Below are 17,764 nucleotides of genomic sequence, written 5' to 3' on the forward strand. Positions count from 1 at the left end.
GAAGTGCAGCAGTCAGATCAAAAAGAGCAGTGGCAGGAAATTCAGCAACAGCTGAGCTATACTTCCAAAACATCCAAGTTCTATCAGGATGTTTTTCAGCAGAATTATATCCAGCTAGATAGCATCACCAGTTATAAGGAGTTTTCAAAAGTACCTATAACTACCAAAGAACAGCTGCAGCAATATAACGAGGATTTTATCGCTATACCGAAGGAAGATATTATAGATCATGTTACCACAAGTGGAACTCTTGGTGAGCCGGTTTCTTTTTATTTGAACGAGCATGATCTCGACAGGCTGGCTGAGAACGAGTCACGTTCTTTTACACTTGCCGGGATTACGAAACAGGATAAAGTTTTGATCACCACAACGCTGGATCGAAGATTCATGGCGGGAATGGCTTATTTCCTCGGTCTTAGAAAATTAGGCGCTGGAGCGATTAGAACTGGAGGTGGTTTGCCGGGTTTACAATGGGAAAGTATCTTCAGATTCAAACCAAAATGTATAATTGCTGTCCCTTCTTTTCTTCTGAAACTCATTCAATATGCTGAAGAAAACCAGATTGATTATCGTAACTCATCAATTAAGTCTGCAATATGTATCGGCGAACCCTTAAGAACTTCCAATTTTGAGCTAAATAACCTTGGACAGAGAATTTCTTCCTTATGGGATATAGATTTGTTTTCTACCTATGCTTCAACAGAGATGGCTACGGCCTTTACAGAATGCAACCAGCATCAGGGCAATCATGTCCAGGAAGACCTTATTTATACTGAAGTCCTTGATCAGGACGGCAATCATGTTGCTGATGGTGAAATAGGAGAGCTGGTAGTTACTCCACTAAACGTACAAAGTATGCCGCTTATTCGGTTTGCAACAGGTGATATGCTAACGTATACAGATACTCCTTGTGAATGTGGCAGGAATGGAAGAAGGTTGGGACCTGTTATTGGTAGAAAGCAACAGAAAATAAAATTAAAAGGCACCAGCCTTTATCCACAGCATATAATAGAAATATTAAACAGGTTTAACGGACTCCAAAATTTCATTATTGAAGTTTCGTTGGATGAAAATGCTGGTGACCGACTTAAAATATTGATTCCGGATAGTTTCAGGGAAATTGAAAGCCTGAAGGAGCATTTAAAAGCATTCTTAAATGTATTACCAGAGATTAGCTTCAAAGATTCTAAAACTCTTCAACAACTCAAATTTCCGGTTAATAGTAGGAAGCCAAAAATCTTTTATGATCTACGCTAAGTTTGCTTTTTTACAGAAGACGACAATTTTCTCATCTTCCAGGTTTGTAGTGAAGAAAATATAATCACTTCCTCCATCCTGAATTCTATATTTCTTCCGAATATTTTCTACTGAATCCGGGAAATTCCTGGTAGTCACATTAGCTTTTTTATTCTTCAATACCTTCTTTAGATTCTTGTCTTTAAAACTCTTAACTCCAATGACTTGGAATATCCTGCCAGGGAATTCTTTAACCAGTGTTTCTGAAGTATAGATATGAGAATGATCATGCAGTTTTGGAACTCCAAAAGTGGTGCTGACTTCTGTGAATAATCCGCTTTTCATGATCGAGGCATTCGGTTCGTAGAGATAATTTAAAGGTTTGGAAAGAACCGTATTCAAGGTTTTTATCTCTCTATCAAAACTAAACTTTTGCACTTTTTTACCCTGGAAATTGATGGTAGTCAGTTTAAGATCAGCCCTCCTGTTTTTTTCAATTAGCCATAGCAGCTCTTTTACTTCATTATTAACCGCTATGATATGAATCTCTTTGACAAAATTCAGTTCACGCAGTCCGGCTGTAATATCAAGAATTGGCGAGGTTTTCAGAAGAATATGATCAGACTTTCCAAGTAAGAAATCGAGTTCTTCAGGAATATTTGGTGTACATTCTGATAAATGGTAAACTTTTCCTCCATGTTCATCACGTCTAGCAGGATCTGCATAGATCCAGTCGAATTTCTGGTCGGTTTGCCTTAGTAAATCAAGGCTGTCTCCATGATGTACACTAATATCAGTAGCTTCCAATTCTTTGAAATTATGCGCAGCAATATCTGAAAGCTCTTTATTCATTTCGTAATACTGAAAACTGTCAAATTTCTTAGCAAGAAAATAGGTGTCTATACCTAAACCTCCGGTAAGATCGGCCCCAGAAGAACCTTCTACCAATTCTGATTTATATTCAGCGGTGATCTGCGAGGATGTTTGTTCCAGATTAAGTTTAGGAGGGTAAAGTATTCGCGGATTATTAAAAAACAGTGGGAATTTCTTTTCTGCAACACGCATGCCTTTTATCTGCGTTGCGATCTCCTGAATTTTGATATGATCGAAAGGGCTACCTTTTAAGATCAGAGCAGGCAGATCCTTTTTTTGATTTTTCTTTATAAAACTTTGGACTTCTTTCTCTAAAAGCGCCTCTTGAAGCATCTTATTACAGATCTCTGGTTAATCGTTTCACGATCTTGTATTCACTTAAAGATTCTTTAGCGATCACCTTAAGTGCTGTATAAAAAGGAACTGCGACTACCATTCCTGCAATACCAAACATAAGTCCGGCAATTAGGATGATGAGGAAAATTTCAAGTGGATGGGATTTCACACTTGCACCAAATATCATGGGCTGTGAAATAAAATTGTCTATTAGCTGACAAATTGCATAACCCATCATCACATAAATCAATCTTGGAAGAATAATGCTACTGAAATCTGCTCCAAGAAAACTGGAGATTACGAACAAAGCCATTAAAATTCCTGCTAACAGTGGTCCAAGGTATGGAACAAGATTCAGGAACGCGCAAATAAAAGCGATGGCAATTGGATTATTGATCTCAAAGACACTAAGTAAAATGGAGTAGAGGAAGAACAATACTGCAATTTGCATAGTTAATCCCACAAAATACCGGCTTAATAAAACTTTGATCTTATTAAAAACTCTTTGAAATTTCTTTTCTTCTCCATGATTGGCGAACACCAGTATGCTATTCAGCATTAACTTGGAATCCTTCAGGAAGAAAAAGGAAATAAAAATAATCGAAAATACAGCGATCATGGTTGTACCCAGTATTCCGAAGACATTATTTAAGAATTGCGGTATTAGACCAACATCAAAATTTCGTACAAATTCACTTCGTTTCAGACCTTCAATTAAATTCAGTTCATTGACGCCTAGATAATTATTAACCTGATCGTTTAAGTCATTCAGGTCACTTTTAAAAGCTTCGATATCGATCTGGCCCAGATATTTGCTCTGTTCAATAATAATAGGAACGAAAACGAAAATAATACCTACAAAAATGGATAAGACCAGCAGTAGCACCGTAATTACCGCTATTTGATTGGGGAGTTTCAGCTTATTCCGAAGAAAGATGACGACAGGTCTACCAACAAGAGCTATAATTCCAGCTACGGCGATATAAACGATCACCGATTGTATTTCCCATAGAAAATAGAGTGCCAGAACGATACCAATCATGATACCCACTGCTCGTAATATACCGTTCGCGAATTCTTTTGCTTTCACAGCGTAAATATATTATTTCTAACTTAACTGCACAGCACTTTTGTAATTTCATACAAAGCAATTCCCAGTGATTGGGCGACATTCATGCTACTGTTCTTTCCAAACATCTCGATATGGTAAGCAGTATCACAGTTTTTTAAAATTTCTTCGGAAACGCCGTGTCTCTCGTTTCCGGCTACTAAAAGTATTTTTTCGGCCTCAAGTTGAAAGTTTGAGATAGGCTTACTTTCTGAAGTGATCTCCATCGCGGTCATTTTGTAACCGCTGTTTTTAAGATCACCAATTGCTTGGGTTGCATCTTCGAAAACTTCAAAATCTACCGTGTTATGGGTGTTCCTGGCTGTTCTTTTTAATCGGTTACTGTTTAGATTTGGAACGGTTCCATGAAAGATAAGTTTTTGAACTCCAAAGGCATCGGCAAGACGAAAGATACTGCCTATGTTCGCTTCACTGGTTATATTGTCTAGAAGTAAAATCACTGGAAATTGTTTGTTCTCGAAGTTCGTGGTGTCGTGAGTAAGTTGCATAACTATTTTTCGAATGCGTATTTGATGATGTTTGCTCCCATTTGCAATGCTTTAAGCCGGATTTCTTCCGGGTCATTGTGAACTTCCTTACTTTCCCAACCATCACCGAGATCACTTTCTACGGTGTATAAAATTAGCAATCTCCCGTTTTCAAAGATTCCCAGAGCCTGAGGTCTTTGCGCATCATGTTCATGGATTTTTGGAAGTCCGTTAGGGAATTTATACTGATTCCTGAAGATTTCGTGATCCGCAGGGATTTCCTGAAGAATTTGTTCAGGAAATAATTCCTTTAATAAAGGCCGGATAAACTCATCCATTCCATAATTGTCATCGATATGCAGAAATCCGCCACTCAATAAGTATTGCCTGAGATTTTCTTTTTCAGCTTCGCTAAATACCACATTTCCATGTCCGGTCATATGTATAAACGGATATTGATAAATATCAGTGCTTCCTAGCTCTACAGTTTCCGGTTTCTCATTCAACGAAGTTTTTAAGTTCGTATTACAGAATTTGATAAGATTTGGCAGAGCGGTTGGATTTGCGTACCAATCTCCACCACCGTTATATTTTAGTACCGCAATTTCCTGCGCATTTACCTCGAACGATACAAGCACTAAAAGAATGATTCCAAAAACGAACTTTTTCATGAATTTTGATTGATAAGTGCGACTGTGTGACATGCGGCAATCGCTGCAGTCTCAGTACGTAACCTGCTTTCTCCAAGACTTATTTGCTGCCAGTTTTCATCCATCGCGGTTTTTATCTCGTTGGGACTAAAATCACCTTCGGGGCCAATCAAAATATTGATGGTGCTGTTGGCCTTCAGTTTGTTTTGAAGATAGGGTTTCTTTTCATCATCCTCGCAGTGAGCAATTAATCTCATACCTGGCATTTCTGTCTGCATCAATTCAGAAAAACCAACAGGCTCGTTCAATTTCGGGAAATGCATATGCAGGGATTGTTTCATGGCACTTAACAGCACTCGTTGATAACGTTCCAGCTTTACGGTTTTGCGTTCACTATGATCACAAATAACCGGCGTAATTTCGTGCACACCAATCTCCATCGCTTTTTCCAGAAACCACTCATAGCGGTCGTTCATCTTCGTAGGTGCCACCATCATATGTAAATAATAGGGTGGTGCTGGCTGACTTTCAAAAGAATTGATGCTTGCAATGCATTGTTTGACATCAGCCTGGATGATCTGAGCTTTGAATAGCATCCCATTTCCATTAGTGATGCTTAACTCGTCACCTTCGGTTTTCCTCAAAACCTTTACAATATGCCTGCTTTCATCCTTCGGAAAAATTACCTGTTTATCGTTTTCTGAAATATTTGGATTGTAGAATAGCTGCATATTATATTTTATATCTCGATTGCGCGGTTACCGAAAAATCAGCAAAATCTTTTTGTAGGTATTTGTGATAACCTGCGATCCCAATCATTGCAGCATTATCTGTCGTGTACTCAAACTTCGGAATAAAACATTTCCAGCCCCATTTTTTTTCAGCATCAACTAAAGCCTGCCGTATTCCACTATTTGCTGAAACTCCGCCACCAATGGCCACCTGGTTGATACCGGTCTTTTTTACAGCCTTTTTCAATTTATCCATCAAAATTCCTATGATCGTATATTGAATAGAGGCGCAAATATCTTTTAAATTCTTTTCGACAAATTCAGGATCTTCTTTTGTTTTCTTCTGAATAAAATATAACACAGCTGTCTTAAAACCACTAAAACTAAAGTTCAGGTCATCAACTTTGGGCTTGGTAAATTGAAAAGCTTTTGGGTCACCTTCTCTGGCATATTTATCTATTAAAGGACCGCCAGGATAGGGTAGCCCCAAAATTTTTGCACTTTTATCGAAAGCTTCACCAACTGCATCGTCCAGTGTTTCGCCAATAACTTCCATATCAAAATAATCTGAAACCTTCACGATTTGGGTATGTCCGCCGCTTATGGTCATAGCCAGAAATGGAAACTCAGGCTTGTCAAATTCTTCCTCTTCAATAAAATGCGCCAGGATATGTGCCTGCATATGGTTGACCTCGATCAAAGGCACTTCCAGACCCATTGCGAGTGACTTGGCAAAAGAGGTGCCAACGAGCAAAGAACCCATAAGTCCCGGACCTCTTGTAAATGCGATTGCAGAGAGATCTTTTTTGTCGATATTTGCCTTTTCCAAAGCCTGGTGGATCACTGGAACTATATTCTGTTGATGCGCTCGTGATGCAAGTTCTGGAACAACTCCACCATATTGTTTGTGTACTTCCTGAGTTGCAACAATATTGGAAAGAATTTTACCGTTGGAGAGTACGGCAGCCGCCGTATCATCACAGGAAGATTCTATAGCGAGAATGTTTATTAAATGATCAGCCATCAGATTTATTTGGGAATAGATATTGTAAATTAGTCGCAAAGTTAAAACATAAAAACGTATCAAAAAATTCTGGAAAATACTAACGAAAACAGTGGTTGCACTTGTTTTGTTATTCATTATTTTATTGATCGTGTTTTCTATTCCTGCTGTTCAGACTTCAGTAGCACGAAAACTCACCAATTCTCTTCAGGAAAATAGTGATGTCAATATAGATATTGGTCGTGTTTCGATTAGTTATTTTGGGGATATTCTTCTGAATGATATCTATGTGGAAGATCATCATGAGGATACACTATTTACCGCGAAAGAGATCAGTTCTTCTATTTTAAGCTACTCTAAGCTTTTGAGCAATGCTCCAGTACTGGGAGATACAAGAATTGATGGCCTGAACATGCATATGCGCAGGTATAAAGGTGAAGATAGGGATAATCTGGGCATACTTATTCAAAAACTTCAGAAGGAACCAACAGGAGATCCTAAGGATTTTAACCTTACTGCAGAAGATGTACAGATTACGAACAGTCGCTATAGTTTCATCGATGAAAATCTTGACCGCTCTGATGTTTTGGTCGTTGATGATCTCAATATTTACGCAAACGAACTAAGGATCTTTAATTCCAATATAGACATAGATATTGGAATGCTGCGCGGCTACGAGCATCGCGGGATTCAGGTAGATCAGCTTTCAACGCTATTTCACTATGATCCAAACAGGATGAGCCTGCAAAACATGATCCTGCAAACTCCGGGATCTATGGTAAATGCCGATCTTTCTTTCGAATACGACCTCTCAGATTTTTCAGATTTTGAGAATCTTGTACAGGTAGAAGCGAAGTTTCGGGAAAGCATCCTGAACTCCAATGATCTAATTACGTTTTATGACGGGTTTGGAGAGAATCAACTTGTAAAATTTCAAACAGAACTTACTGGAACCTTAAATGATTTTCGGTTAGACGGATTCCGACTTCAAGGTCTTGATAGAACAGAAATCTATGGGGATTTTCAGGTTGTAGGTTCTTTTTCAGATGAACCAAATTCCTTTAAATTAGATGGTAGTTTTTCAGATTTTAACACGAACTATTATGATATGATCAACTTCCTGCCGGGAGCACTTCAGGGCCAATTGCCTGTAACTCTTAGGGATTTTGGTAATGTGAATATTAAAGGAAATACAGTGGTGACAAATGGCTTTCTGGATGCAGATGTTGTGATAGCCACACAATTGGGATCTGCAGATGCAGACTTTGAACTTAATAATTTCAATAATTCCGCTGCTTCAAGTTATAAGGGTAAATTGATCTTCAAGAACTTTAATCTTGGTCGTTTGATCGGGAATACTCAATTAGGAAAAGCGAGTTTTGATATTGACTTTGACGGGAAAGGTCTGGACCAGGAAAACCTGAATACGCAGCTAAAAGGAACCATTACTAAATTGGAATTCAATAATTATGCTTATTCCAACATTCAGATCATGGGGAATCTTCGGAATCCTCTTTTTAATGGATATTTCAAGTCAAATGATCCTAATCTGGAAATGGAATTTAATGGTCTGGCAGATGTTTCAGAAGAAACCAATGTATATGATTTTGAAGCTTCCGTAGGATATGCCGACCTGCATGCGCTTAATTTTGTGAATAGAGATACGGTTTCAGTCTTCAAGGGTGATGTGATCATGAATATGCAGGGAACTAATGTTGATAACGCATTTGGAGATATCCTGCTTCTAAATACTTCATATAAAAACCAGAACGATCTTTATTATTTTGATGATCTTAATATAGCTTCCACATTCGATGGCCCAGTAAGAACTATCACGATTAATTCCCCAGATGTAATTAATGGAGAGGTAAGCGGAGTTTTTAAAGTGAACGAAGTTGGTGCACTTATAGAAAATTCAATTGGTAGTATTTACACGAACTACAAACCAAAAACTATCACGACGAACCAGTATATGGAGTTCGATTTTGATATCTATAACCAGATCGTCGAAGTTTTTTATCCTGAAATTGAACTGGCTCCTAATACATTTATTCGAGGTCGTGTGGAGTCTGATGAATCTGAATTTAAATTAACCTTCAGATCTCCAAGAATCGATTTCTTTGAAAATATGGTGGAAGACATTAACCTTCAGGTTGATAACACGAATCCTATCTACAATACTTTCTTTGAAGCCGATAGCGTTTCTACCGATCTTTATAAATTCTCAGAATTTAGTTTTATCAATGTTACTCAGCGTGACACGTTATTCATACGTTCAGAATTTAAAGGCGGAAAGAATAATTCTGATGAATTTAATCTGAATCTATTTCATACCATAAATGAAAATAGTAAATCTGTGGTTGGAATACAGAAATCAGATTTTAAATTCAAAGACAAGGTTTGGTACCTGAATGAAAATAGTGATCGTAGTAACAAAATAGTTTTTGATAATAGTTTTCGTGATCTACAGATTGATTCGCTTGTTATGAGTCATAAGAATGAACAAATACGACTCAGCGGAAATATGCGGGACAGCACCTATAAAAACTTTAAGATGAAGTTTAGTGAGGTGGATATTGGAAAGATCACTCCAGAAATAGATAGTCTCGATCTAGCCGGGATTCTCAATGGCGATCTCGAACTACTACAGGAGGATGGTGCTTATTTCCCCGTTTCAAACTTAAGGATCGACCAGTTCCAGGTAAACGATCTTGTAATGGGTGATCTGGTTCTTGACGTAACTGGTAACCAGGATCTTAGCACTTACTCGGTTTACGCTCAACTTGAGAAGGAAGGCATCGAATCATTATCTGCCATTGGCGATATCAATGTAAATGGTAGCGAACCAAGGATTGATCTGGAAGTGAATATGAATCGGCTGAATATGGGCGTATTTACTCCTTTGGGAGCAGATGTTCTTACAGATATTAGAGGGTTTGCCACAGGTAGGGCTTTCGTTACAGGAAATTACAAAAATCCTGATTTCTCCGGATCTTTATCTTTAGCTGAAGCTGGATTACGAATCCCTTATTTAAATGTAGATCTCGATTTCCAGGAAAATGCAGAGATTGATCTTACCCAACAGCAATTTGTTTTTGATAATATTGATATTGTAGATACCAAATTCAATACGAAGGGAACATTGGATGGTTTGATCTCGCATCGTAATTTTTCTGAATGGTTTCTGGATTTAACGCTGGTTTCAGACCGAATCCTTGTGTTAGATACTGAAGCCGATGAGGACGCACTTTATTATGGAACCGCCTTTATTGATGGAGAAGCTTCAATTATGGGACCTACAGATGAACTGGTGATCGAAGTAAATGCGGCAACCGAAAGAGGGACGGTTTTTAAAATTCCGCTAAGCGATACTGAATCTGTAGGAGATAATTCCTTTATAAGATTTTTAAGTCCGGAAGAAAAAGCAGCGCGTCTGGCCGGAGAAGAAATTGAAATTCCCGAAGTTAAAGGTCTCGAACTGGTTTTTGATCTTGATATTACCAATGATGCTGAAGTTGAAGTTGTAGTAGACCAGACCAGCGGAAGCACATTGCGTGGTAGAGGTTCCGGGAACTTACTTCTGGAAATCAATACCAACGGGAAATTCAATATGTGGGGTGATTTTATTGTTTATGAAGGAGTCTATAACTTTAAATATGCCGGACTGGTTCAAAAGGTGTTCACGGTAGAATCTGGAGGAAGTATTAACTGGGATGGAGATCCAATGGACGCTCAACTGGATGTAAGTGCAGTGTATTCATTGAATGCGAATCCTGCAGTATTGCTGGAAAACCCTTCTGTTAATAGAAAGATTCCTGTAGATGTAGTTATTAATCTACAGGGGGAAATTGCACAGCCTGAGATTGGCTTTGCTATAGATTTTCCAAGTGCTAGTTCCACCGTTAAATCTGAATTACAATATCGAATAGATGATAGGGCTACTACCGAGTTACAGGCATTATTTCTGGTTACCCAGGGAACGTTTTACAGTGAGTTTGGATTACGTGGCGCCGCGATTTACGGGACGCTTGCTGAAAGAGCTTCTAGTATCGTAAACGATATTTTTGCTGATGATGACGGTAAATTCCAGGTAGGTGTGAATTATGTGCAGGGGGACCGGACGCCAGATCAGCAAACTGTAGATAGGTTTGGTTTGACACTGTCCACCCAGATCTCAGATCGTGTTTTGATAAATGGTCAGGTGGGTGTTCCAATTGGAGGGGTGACCGAATCTGTGATTATCGGAGATCTGGAAATTGATTTTCTCCTGAATGCAGATGGTACTTTAAGAGCTTCGGTATTTAACCGTGAAAATAACATTCAGTTTATTGGTGAGGAGATAGGGTTTACACAGGGAGTAGGGCTATCTTATAACGTGGACTTTGATACCTTTAAAGAGTTGATCAGGAAGATCGCAAGCACTACTATTGAAGGTTTTGACGATTCAGAAGAAGAAAAGGATCCTGCAACACCGTCACCTGCACCAGATTTCATGAATTTCAAGTCTGAAGAAGAAAATGAATAAAGCTAAAACTTCAGAAATAATTTAAATCTGGGAGTTCATTTGATTGGCTTCCTAAATTTTAGTTTGTAGTTTTAATCTATTAAGAAAATTATCAATGAGTAAGAAATTGAAAAAAATTGGGGTGATGACTTCCGGTGGTGATTCTCCTGGCATGAACGCTGCAATTAGAGCGGTTGTTAGAACCTGCGCATATTATCATGTTGACTGTGTTGGATACTATCGTGGTTTCCAGGGAATGATCGCGGGAGATAGTATTCCATTAACTGCACGAAGCGTAAGAAATACCATCAACCAGGGTGGAACGATATTACAGTCGGCAAGATCCAAGGAATTTATGACAAAAGAAGGACGGGCTAAAGCTGCTGCCAATCTCAAAAAAGAAGGAGTAGACGCTATGATTCTTATTGGAGGCGATGGAACATTTACCGGAGGTCAGGTTTTTAGTAAGGAGCATAACTTTCCGGTAATTGGTGTACCAGGAACTATCGATAATGACATTTTTGGAACTCATTACACCATTGGTTACGATACGGCATTGAATACAGTTATCGAAGCTATTGATAAGATCCGTGATACTGCAAGTTCCCATAATCGACTATTTTTTGTAGAAGTAATGGGTCGGGATGCAGGTTTTATTGCACTGAATACTGGAATTGGCGCAGGGGCTGAAGAGATTTTAATTCCTGAAGAAGATCTTGGTTTGGATCGACTACTGGATTCTCTGGAACGAAGTCGAAGAGCTGGAAAAACTTCTAGTATCGTAGTGGTTTCTGAAGGTGATAAAATAGGAAAGAATGTTTTCGAACTCGCAGAATATGTAAAAGAGAATCTGCCTTTTTATGATGCCAGGGTAACTGTTTTAGGACATATTCAAAGAGGAGGAAGACCATCTTGTTTTGACAGGGTTCTGGCGAGCAGACTAAGTGTCAAAGCTGTCGAACTTCTATTAGATGGAAAGCGAGACCTCATGGTGGGTATGATGAATAATGAAATTGAAAGCTGTAGCCTTGACCAGGCATTAAAAGGGAAGCATAATATTAATAAGGATCTATTACGTATTTCTGAAATACTCTCAACTTAATGAAGACAATTGCGATCATTGCCCATGACGGGAAGAAACCTGAAATGGTTCAGTTTCTGAATCAGTTTAATGAAGTTCTGAATTCTAAGGAAATTAAGATCATTGCTACCGGAACTACTGGAGCTAAAACCGAAGCTGCTGGTTATAAGGTAGAAAAGTTACTTTCTGGTCCTTTAGGTGGTGATGCTCAAATCGCTGCAAGAATTGCTGAAAAGCAGGTTGATATGGTCATCTTCTTCAGAGATCCATTGGATAAGCATCCACACGAACCAGATATTTTTATGCTGATGCGATTATGTGATGTTCACAATGTTCCCTTAGCGACAAATCCTGCAACTGCCAGGCTTTTAATTAGAGGACTATAGTTAGAATTTAACTGCGATCGCACTAATTTCAACATTTACAAACTTTGGAAGATTAGCAACTTCCACAGTTTCTCTTGCCGGAGCATTTTCTGAAGCGAAATATTTAGCATAGACTTCGTTGATCTTTCCGAAGTTATTCATGTCACTAATAAAAATTGAAGTTTTGACTACATGATCAAGGGTCAATCCGGCTTCAGTCAAAATAGCCTTCAAATTTTCCAGTACTAGTGTTGTTTCAGCTTCAAGATCTTCAGTTTTTAGATCGCCAGTTGCCGGATCTATCGCGATCTGTCCGCTAATATATAAGGTGTCTCCAGCAAAAATTGCCTGATTGTAAGGTCCTATGGGTGCCGGGGCATTGTTGGTCTTAATGATTTTTTTCATAACTGAATATTTTATAAGGTTCTATCGCGATCCCGTCGCTTTTCATATTTAATATCACTTAATACGCTAGCCTTAATCCTGATCAGGAAGTTCCATGACTTTCTAGGGCCAAAAGGAACCCAACTAAAACTCATCAACCAGCTATCAAGATCACGTTGAAAACGTAATTGAGTAGGAGTAACCCCGCTATTCACAAGGTCGTAACCGGTGCTGGCTCCAATTTTCCATTTTGGTGCGATCTCTATATTTCCATTAAACATCAATGAATGCGCAGATACGGTATTTTGTCTGGCCGAGTTCGTATAATTCATAGCATAAGCAACACGTACATCCCACGGGATATTATAATTGTACCATCCATTTTCATTCTCCTCCTCATCACCTTCGAAAGGATCTTCATCGAAAAGACGGCCATCTTCGCCCATTCCTGTTCCGAAGAGATCATCAGGTCGACCACCATTTCTATAGGTTTCATTATCCATATCATCGGTTTCTTCCTCTTCAACACCTTCAAAATCCTTGTTGGAAAATGAATAGCCAAAGTTTACAGTTCCCGCAGTAAGTCGAAATAAACTTCCGCCGTTCTCAATATTCAGCTTGTCGATCCTGCGATTATTATTATCCAGGGCATATATATCCAAATTCCCTCCAAAGTTAATATCCAGCTTATTTTTGATCACCGGAATGGAACCTCGAAGTGAAATAGGGGACAGGCGCAGGGAATCTCCAGCAAGATTATAACTTGTTCCTATACTGAAGTTATTCAGAAGTGTAATTTTTTCCGGTTCTATAGCAGTGCTATCTTTCGATCTAACCTTGGCTTCAATGGTATTACTTAAGCTGAAGCCTAAAGAACTGGAAAAATTTCTTCCCGGTGCACCATATAAAGTTCCGTCAAACCTTGAATAATCAACAATATCTTCGATGATTTCACCATTTTCATCTTCAGATTCCTGGATAAACTGATCATAGAAACGATCAAAACCTGGATTGATATTATAACTCACTGAGGGTCTCATGACATGGCGAATCGCCTGTATTTTTTTGTCCTTTCCGAAGGTTTTCCTACCATATAGCGTAGTTCCAAGGCTTGTGTTGAAATTGTAGGTACGATAAGAGTCAAAACCTTTAATCGTATCAATTACGACATCATCCAGCACAGGATCGTAAGATCTTTCAAAAGTTCTGGAAACCCAGGTTTCTTCATAGCTGGTACCTGTGGAAACACTTAGATATTTGAAAAGTTTAAAATTCGTGTTTAGCGGAATGCTATGCTGTGCGCCCAGTCTTGCATCATCAAACATCGCCGGAGTAAGAAAAAGTGAATCGGCAGTATTTATCTGGTTCTCTGCCCGTAAATTATACTGAAGGTTTATATTTTCAATAAAACCTTTTTTACTACCCGAAGCAGGAGCCAGAGGATAGATACGGGACATACTCAATTGTAAAGTTGGTAAACTAAGATTTACCGAATTTGTTCTGGTGTTCTGGGAGTGTCGCGCTGCAAGACTCAAATTCACTTGGGGTTCTCCGGGAAAAGTCTTACTGTAAGAAACTGAAGAGTTTAGTTCGTTATTCAGATAATTTCCAGTGTTGGCCTGATTGATAGATTCGGCATAATACTCGCTGCTCCCTAAGTTTACAGAAGCTGAAAACCTGGAATTAGGACTGGCTTTTGGATCCTGACTATGAGACCACTGAATGTTATAGCTGGATCTTTCGGCAAAGTCGGGGAAGCCTCTTTCGCTAGTGAATAACTTTTCAAACCTTACTCTCGCATTTCCACGATATTTATACCTGTTAGCGTAATTGGATGAAAATTCCAGAGTGTAAGAGCCGTTCGTGTAGTAACTACCTAAAGCCAATAGATCAACATAGTCACTGATAGCAAAATAATAACCACCATTCTGAAGGTTATAACCATACTGGGAATCTCCAAATGACGGAATAATAAAACCTGAAGTTTCCTCATCTGTTAACGGGAAATACCCAAATGGAAGTCCTAGGGGAGTGGGAACATCTGCAATGTACATATTAACGAGTCCGGTCACGATCTTTTTCTCAGGTACGAACTTGATCTTCCTCGCATAGAAGAAATACTCCGGGTTATCTACATCCTGAGAAGTAGTAAACCGAACATTCTTCATGAAGTAAACCGAATCATTTTCCCGTTTGGTCACCATACCTTTTACGTTGAAGTCGGCTTCCTGGGTTCGGGAATTATAGACTAAAGCTCTTTCAGTATCAAAATTGAAACGAAGGGAATCTGGCTCTACTTTTCTATTGGCCTGGGTGAAAATAGGTTTCTGAATATATTCTCCCAGGGAATCCTCAATTCCATAGGCGAAAAACTCATTCTTATTATTATCGATAACGATGAGTCCGGCCTCTATGGTCATATCACCATAAACGATTTTTGCTTCGTTATACAGATAGATCTTATTCTCTTTTGGACTCAAGCGCATATAATCCTTGGCGCTATAATCCACAACATCGGTAATAAACTGAGGTTTTTTGACTGAATCCTGCTTAACGGTATCGGTAACCTGCAGGTTCTGGGCGATCTCTTCAGAAGTAATTGCGGGAGCAACACTATCCTTCTGACTTTCAACAGGGATCGAATTATTTCCAATCTCCTGCGCATGCAAAAGCGAGGTCATAAATAGCGTGAAAACTAAGCAAAAAAGTGTATTGGGGATATTTGTTTGCAATGCTTTAAGTGCTATTTTTGTACGGATTGGCGTGCTTTTTGCAAATCCAAAATTACATATATTTTTTTAGCTGAGTTTTGAGACTGCAGGAAAAATAGCAATAAAATATTCACCCCACACAAGCGTTAGCTTTCTATGAGAACGAACTTACTTAATCTTTTCGTATTCACAAGCCTTTTCTTTATTACATCAACGGCAACTTTTTCTGCTGAAATCCCTCCAAATCTGGATGAATTTGTAGTAGTTCTGGATGCTGGTCATGGTGGAAAAGATCCCGGAAACATGGGTAATGGTTATAAGGAAAAGGATATTGCGCTAAGCATCATCCTGAAGATTGGTGCGGAGCTTGAAAAATATAAGAATATAAAGGTAGTGTATACCAGAAAGTCTGATGTGTTTGTAGAGCTTTTTGAGCGAGGTAGGATTGCCAATGAAGCGAATGCAGACCTTTTTGTGTCTGTACATTGTAATTCTCATAATTCCCAGGCTTCAGGAACCGAGACTTTCGTGCTTGGACTTAACAGGAATGAGACCAATTTTGAAGTGGCGAAAAAAGAAAACTCGGTGATCTATCTCGAGGATAACTATGAAGTTACATATGCCGGGTATGATCCTAATTCACCTGAATCTACTATTGGTCTTACGATAATGCAGGAAGAATATCTAGATCAAAGTATTCTGCTTGCAGATCTTGTTCAGAAGCAATTTACCAATACATTAAAGAGAAAGAACAGAGGAGTTAAGCAAATGGGATTAATTGTGCTACATCAAACTTACATGCCGAGCGTACTGGTGGAGACTGGTTTCCTTACCAATAACCAGGAGGGACCTTATCTTAATAGTTCTAGAGGGAAGGATGATATGGCCCGGGCAATTACCAATGCTATTCTAAATTACAGTAAAACCATAAATTTAAATACCCTGGAGCAAGTAGCTGCAAATCAATCCAATGAAACTGTAGATAAGGGAGTTTTGCCGGAGTCCCAGGTTTTTAAAGATGTACTGTTCAGAGTGCAGCTGGCGGCCGGCTCAAAAAAGCTTGATACTAAGCCTTACAATTTTAAAGGTATTAAGGATGTAAGCAGGGAGAAAGAAGGTAAGCTTTATAAGTATTATTATGGAGCAACTTCAGATTATCTCAAGATCCAGCGAATGCACAATGAGGCGGTAAAAAGTGGATACACAGATAGTTATATAGTCGCCTTTAAGAATGAGCAAAAAATAACGCTTAACGATGCGTTAAAATCAAAGCTAAAATAGAAGAGCTTTTCTATTTTTATTTCTAAATTTGTGCGTATTCACTTAAAAAATTGCTTTTGAAATATTCCAGAGAGGTAAAAACTGCCGTTCTAGCTATCGTAGCGATAGTTATTTTATTGTTTGGTTATAGTTTTCTCAAGGGAGAAAATCTCCTCGCCCAGAATCGAATTTTTTATGCTGAATATGATGATGTAGAAGGACTCTCACCATCTTCTGAAGTTACTATCAACGGTCTTAAAGTTGGTCAGGTAAGCAGCATAGAATTCAAAGATAATTCAGGTAGACTTGTTGTGAGTTTTACCGTAAAAAATGATTTCAAGTTTTCGAAAAATAGTAAGGTGAATATTTATGGTGGAAGTATCATAGGTGGAAAGTCTTTAGCTATTGTACCAAATTATGATCAGAAATCTGAATGGGCTCAGACCGGAGATACACTTGAGGGTGATAAAGAAGAAGGGATCATGGAGCTTGTGAATGATAAATTGACTCCACTACAGAATAAACTGGAGAACACGATCACAAGTGCAGATTCTATGTTGACGGCCATCACAGAAATTCTAGATGACTCTACCAGGAACAATATTCGCGGTACTTTTAGAAATCTTGATGCTACCGTATCTTCATTCAGAGTAACCGCAGACGAACTTCAAGGTATTGTAAAGGGCAATAGTTCAAAGATCGATCGAACGTTTACGAATCTTGATGAGATGTCTACGAACTTTAATAAGTTCTCAGACACGCTATCCACCATGAACATAGGCAAGATCACCTCAGATCTTGAGAAGGTAATTGCAGATTTTGAAGGGATCTCGAATAAACTTAACAGCAAGGAAGGAACCGCAGGGAAATTGATCAATGACGATGCTGTGTATAATAACCTGGATCAGGCAACCAAACAGCTAGAACAACTCCTACAGGATATCAAACTTAATCCAAAGCGCTACGTTCATTTCTCAGTTTTCGGTAAGAAAGGTGGAGAATATGAAGAACCGAAAGATTCCTTAAAATAAATC

At 38.7% G+C, this 17,764-nt stretch carries 14 protein-coding genes; 6 read left to right on the top strand and 8 right to left on the bottom strand.

Annotated features, from left to right (window positions below; translation table 11 throughout):
• Window positions 1-3 precede the first annotated feature (3 nt).
• Complete coding sequence (locus JM79_RS08285; protein ID WP_141877697.1) at window positions 4-1,257, top strand: AMP-binding protein; 1,254 nt, start codon at window positions 4-6, stop codon at window positions 1,255-1,257.
• Here JM79_RS08285 and JM79_RS08290 read toward each other — a convergent pair.
• The 6 genes from JM79_RS08290 to tsaD are packed head-to-tail and all read right to left on the bottom strand — an operon-like array spanning window position 1,249 to window position 6,446.
• Window positions 1,249-2,442 (bottom strand): class I SAM-dependent methyltransferase, encoded by a 1,194-nt coding sequence (locus JM79_RS08290; protein WP_141877698.1) that lies wholly within the window; start codon window positions 2,440-2,442, stop codon window positions 1,249-1,251. The two genes, JM79_RS08285 and JM79_RS08290, sit on opposite strands and share 9 nt — an antisense overlap.
• Window positions 2,443-2,446: 4 nt before the next feature.
• Window positions 2,447-3,535 (bottom strand): AI-2E family transporter, encoded by a 1,089-nt coding sequence (locus JM79_RS08295; RefSeq protein WP_141877699.1) that lies wholly within the window; start codon window positions 3,533-3,535, stop codon window positions 2,447-2,449.
• A 23-nt stretch (window positions 3,536-3,558) separates the two neighbouring features.
• Window positions 3,559-4,062 carry a TrmH family RNA methyltransferase gene (locus tag JM79_RS08300; protein WP_185739470.1) on the bottom strand — a complete coding sequence of 168 codons (504 nt, stop codon included), beginning with the start codon at window positions 4,060-4,062 and terminating at the stop codon, window positions 3,559-3,561.
• 2 nt (window positions 4,063-4,064) lie between these two features.
• Complete coding sequence (locus tag JM79_RS08305) at window positions 4,065-4,712, bottom strand: DUF4159 domain-containing protein (protein WP_141877701.1); 648 nt, start codon at window positions 4,710-4,712, stop codon at window positions 4,065-4,067.
• Window positions 4,709-5,422: a 16S rRNA (uracil(1498)-N(3))-methyltransferase gene (locus JM79_RS08310; protein ID WP_141877702.1), complete on the bottom strand. Its 714-nt coding sequence runs from the start codon at window positions 5,420-5,422 to the stop codon at window positions 4,709-4,711. The genes JM79_RS08305 and JM79_RS08310 overlap by 4 nt, the downstream gene beginning before the upstream one ends.
• Before the next feature lies 1 nt (window position 5,423).
• Complete coding sequence (gene tsaD / locus JM79_RS08315) at window positions 5,424-6,446, bottom strand: tRNA (adenosine(37)-N6)-threonylcarbamoyltransferase complex transferase subunit TsaD (RefSeq protein ID WP_141877703.1); 1,023 nt, start codon at window positions 6,444-6,446, stop codon at window positions 5,424-5,426.
• Window positions 6,447-6,537: 91 nt separating this feature from the next.
• Here tsaD and JM79_RS08320 point away from each other — a divergent pair, with 91 nt between their 5' ends.
• The 3 genes from JM79_RS08320 (at window position 6,538) to JM79_RS08330 (ending at window position 12,396) form a co-directional block, all read left to right on the top strand.
• The gene (locus JM79_RS08320; RefSeq protein ID WP_260443403.1) at window positions 6,538-10,950 is read left to right on the top strand and encodes a translocation/assembly module TamB domain-containing protein; all 4,413 of its coding nucleotides are present in this window, start codon (window positions 6,538-6,540) and stop codon (window positions 10,948-10,950) included.
• A 94-nt stretch (window positions 10,951-11,044) separates the two neighbouring features.
• On the top strand, window positions 11,045-12,031 hold the full coding sequence (gene pfkA / locus JM79_RS08325; RefSeq protein WP_141877704.1) for a 6-phosphofructokinase: 987 nt from the start codon (window positions 11,045-11,047) through the stop codon (window positions 12,029-12,031).
• On the top strand, window positions 12,031-12,396 hold the full coding sequence (locus tag JM79_RS08330; protein WP_141877705.1) for a methylglyoxal synthase: 366 nt from the start codon (window positions 12,031-12,033) through the stop codon (window positions 12,394-12,396). Before pfkA ends, JM79_RS08330 begins: the two co-directional genes overlap by 1 nt.
• On the opposite strand, the gene JM79_RS08335 is transcribed toward JM79_RS08330, so the two are convergent.
• Both JM79_RS08335 and JM79_RS08340 read right to left on the bottom strand, forming a co-directional pair.
• The gene (locus JM79_RS08335; RefSeq protein WP_141877706.1) at window positions 12,397-12,780 is read right to left on the bottom strand and encodes a RidA family protein; all 384 of its coding nucleotides are present in this window, start codon (window positions 12,778-12,780) and stop codon (window positions 12,397-12,399) included.
• An 11-nt stretch (window positions 12,781-12,791) separates the two neighbouring features.
• Window positions 12,792-15,440: a putative LPS assembly protein LptD gene (locus JM79_RS08340; RefSeq protein ID WP_260443404.1), complete on the bottom strand. Its 2,649-nt coding sequence runs from the start codon at window positions 15,438-15,440 to the stop codon at window positions 12,792-12,794.
• Between the two features lie 186 nt (window positions 15,441-15,626).
• On the opposite strand from JM79_RS08340, the gene JM79_RS08345 reads away from it, so the two are divergent.
• Window positions 15,627-16,751, top strand: a complete 1,125-nt coding sequence (locus JM79_RS08345) for an N-acetylmuramoyl-L-alanine amidase (RefSeq protein ID WP_141877708.1) — start codon at window positions 15,627-15,629, stop codon at window positions 16,749-16,751.
• A 56-nt stretch (window positions 16,752-16,807) separates the two neighbouring features.
• Window positions 16,808-17,761: an MlaD family protein gene (locus tag JM79_RS08350; protein ID WP_185739471.1), complete on the top strand. Its 954-nt coding sequence runs from the start codon at window positions 16,808-16,810 to the stop codon at window positions 17,759-17,761.
• Window positions 17,762-17,764 lie beyond the last annotated feature (3 nt).

It is taken from the genome of Gramella sp. Hel_I_59, assembly GCF_006714895.1.
In the GTDB taxonomy this organism is placed as follows: Bacteria; Bacteroidota; Bacteroidia; order Flavobacteriales; family Flavobacteriaceae; genus Christiangramia.

Coding starts and splice junctions, on each gene's coding strand:
- JM79_RS08300 (WP_185739470.1), bottom strand. CDS start 4,062: ATGCAACTTACTCACGACACCACGAACTTCGAGAACAAACAATTTCCA.
- JM79_RS08330 (WP_141877705.1), top strand. CDS start 12,031: ATGAAGACAATTGCGATCATTGCCCATGACGGGAAGAAACCTGAAATG.
- pfkA (WP_141877704.1), top strand. CDS start 11,045: ATGAGTAAGAAATTGAAAAAAATTGGGGTGATGACTTCCGGTGGTGAT.
- JM79_RS08345 (WP_141877708.1), top strand. CDS start 15,627: ATGAGAACGAACTTACTTAATCTTTTCGTATTCACAAGCCTTTTCTTT.
- JM79_RS08340 (WP_260443404.1), bottom strand. CDS start 15,440: ATGACCTCGCTTTTGCATGCGCAGGAGATTGGAAATAATTCGATCCCT.
- JM79_RS08290 (WP_141877698.1), bottom strand. CDS start 2,442: ATGCTTCAAGAGGCGCTTTTAGAGAAAGAAGTCCAAAGTTTTATAAAG.
- JM79_RS08310 (WP_141877702.1), bottom strand. CDS start 5,422: ATGCAGCTATTCTACAATCCAAATATTTCAGAAAACGATAAACAGGTA.
- JM79_RS08335 (WP_141877706.1), bottom strand. CDS start 12,780: ATGAAAAAAATCATTAAGACCAACAATGCCCCGGCACCCATAGGACCT.
- tsaD (WP_141877703.1), bottom strand. CDS start 6,446: ATGGCTGATCATTTAATAAACATTCTCGCTATAGAATCTTCCTGTGAT.
- JM79_RS08305 (WP_141877701.1), bottom strand. CDS start 4,712: ATGAAAAAGTTCGTTTTTGGAATCATTCTTTTAGTGCTTGTATCGTTC.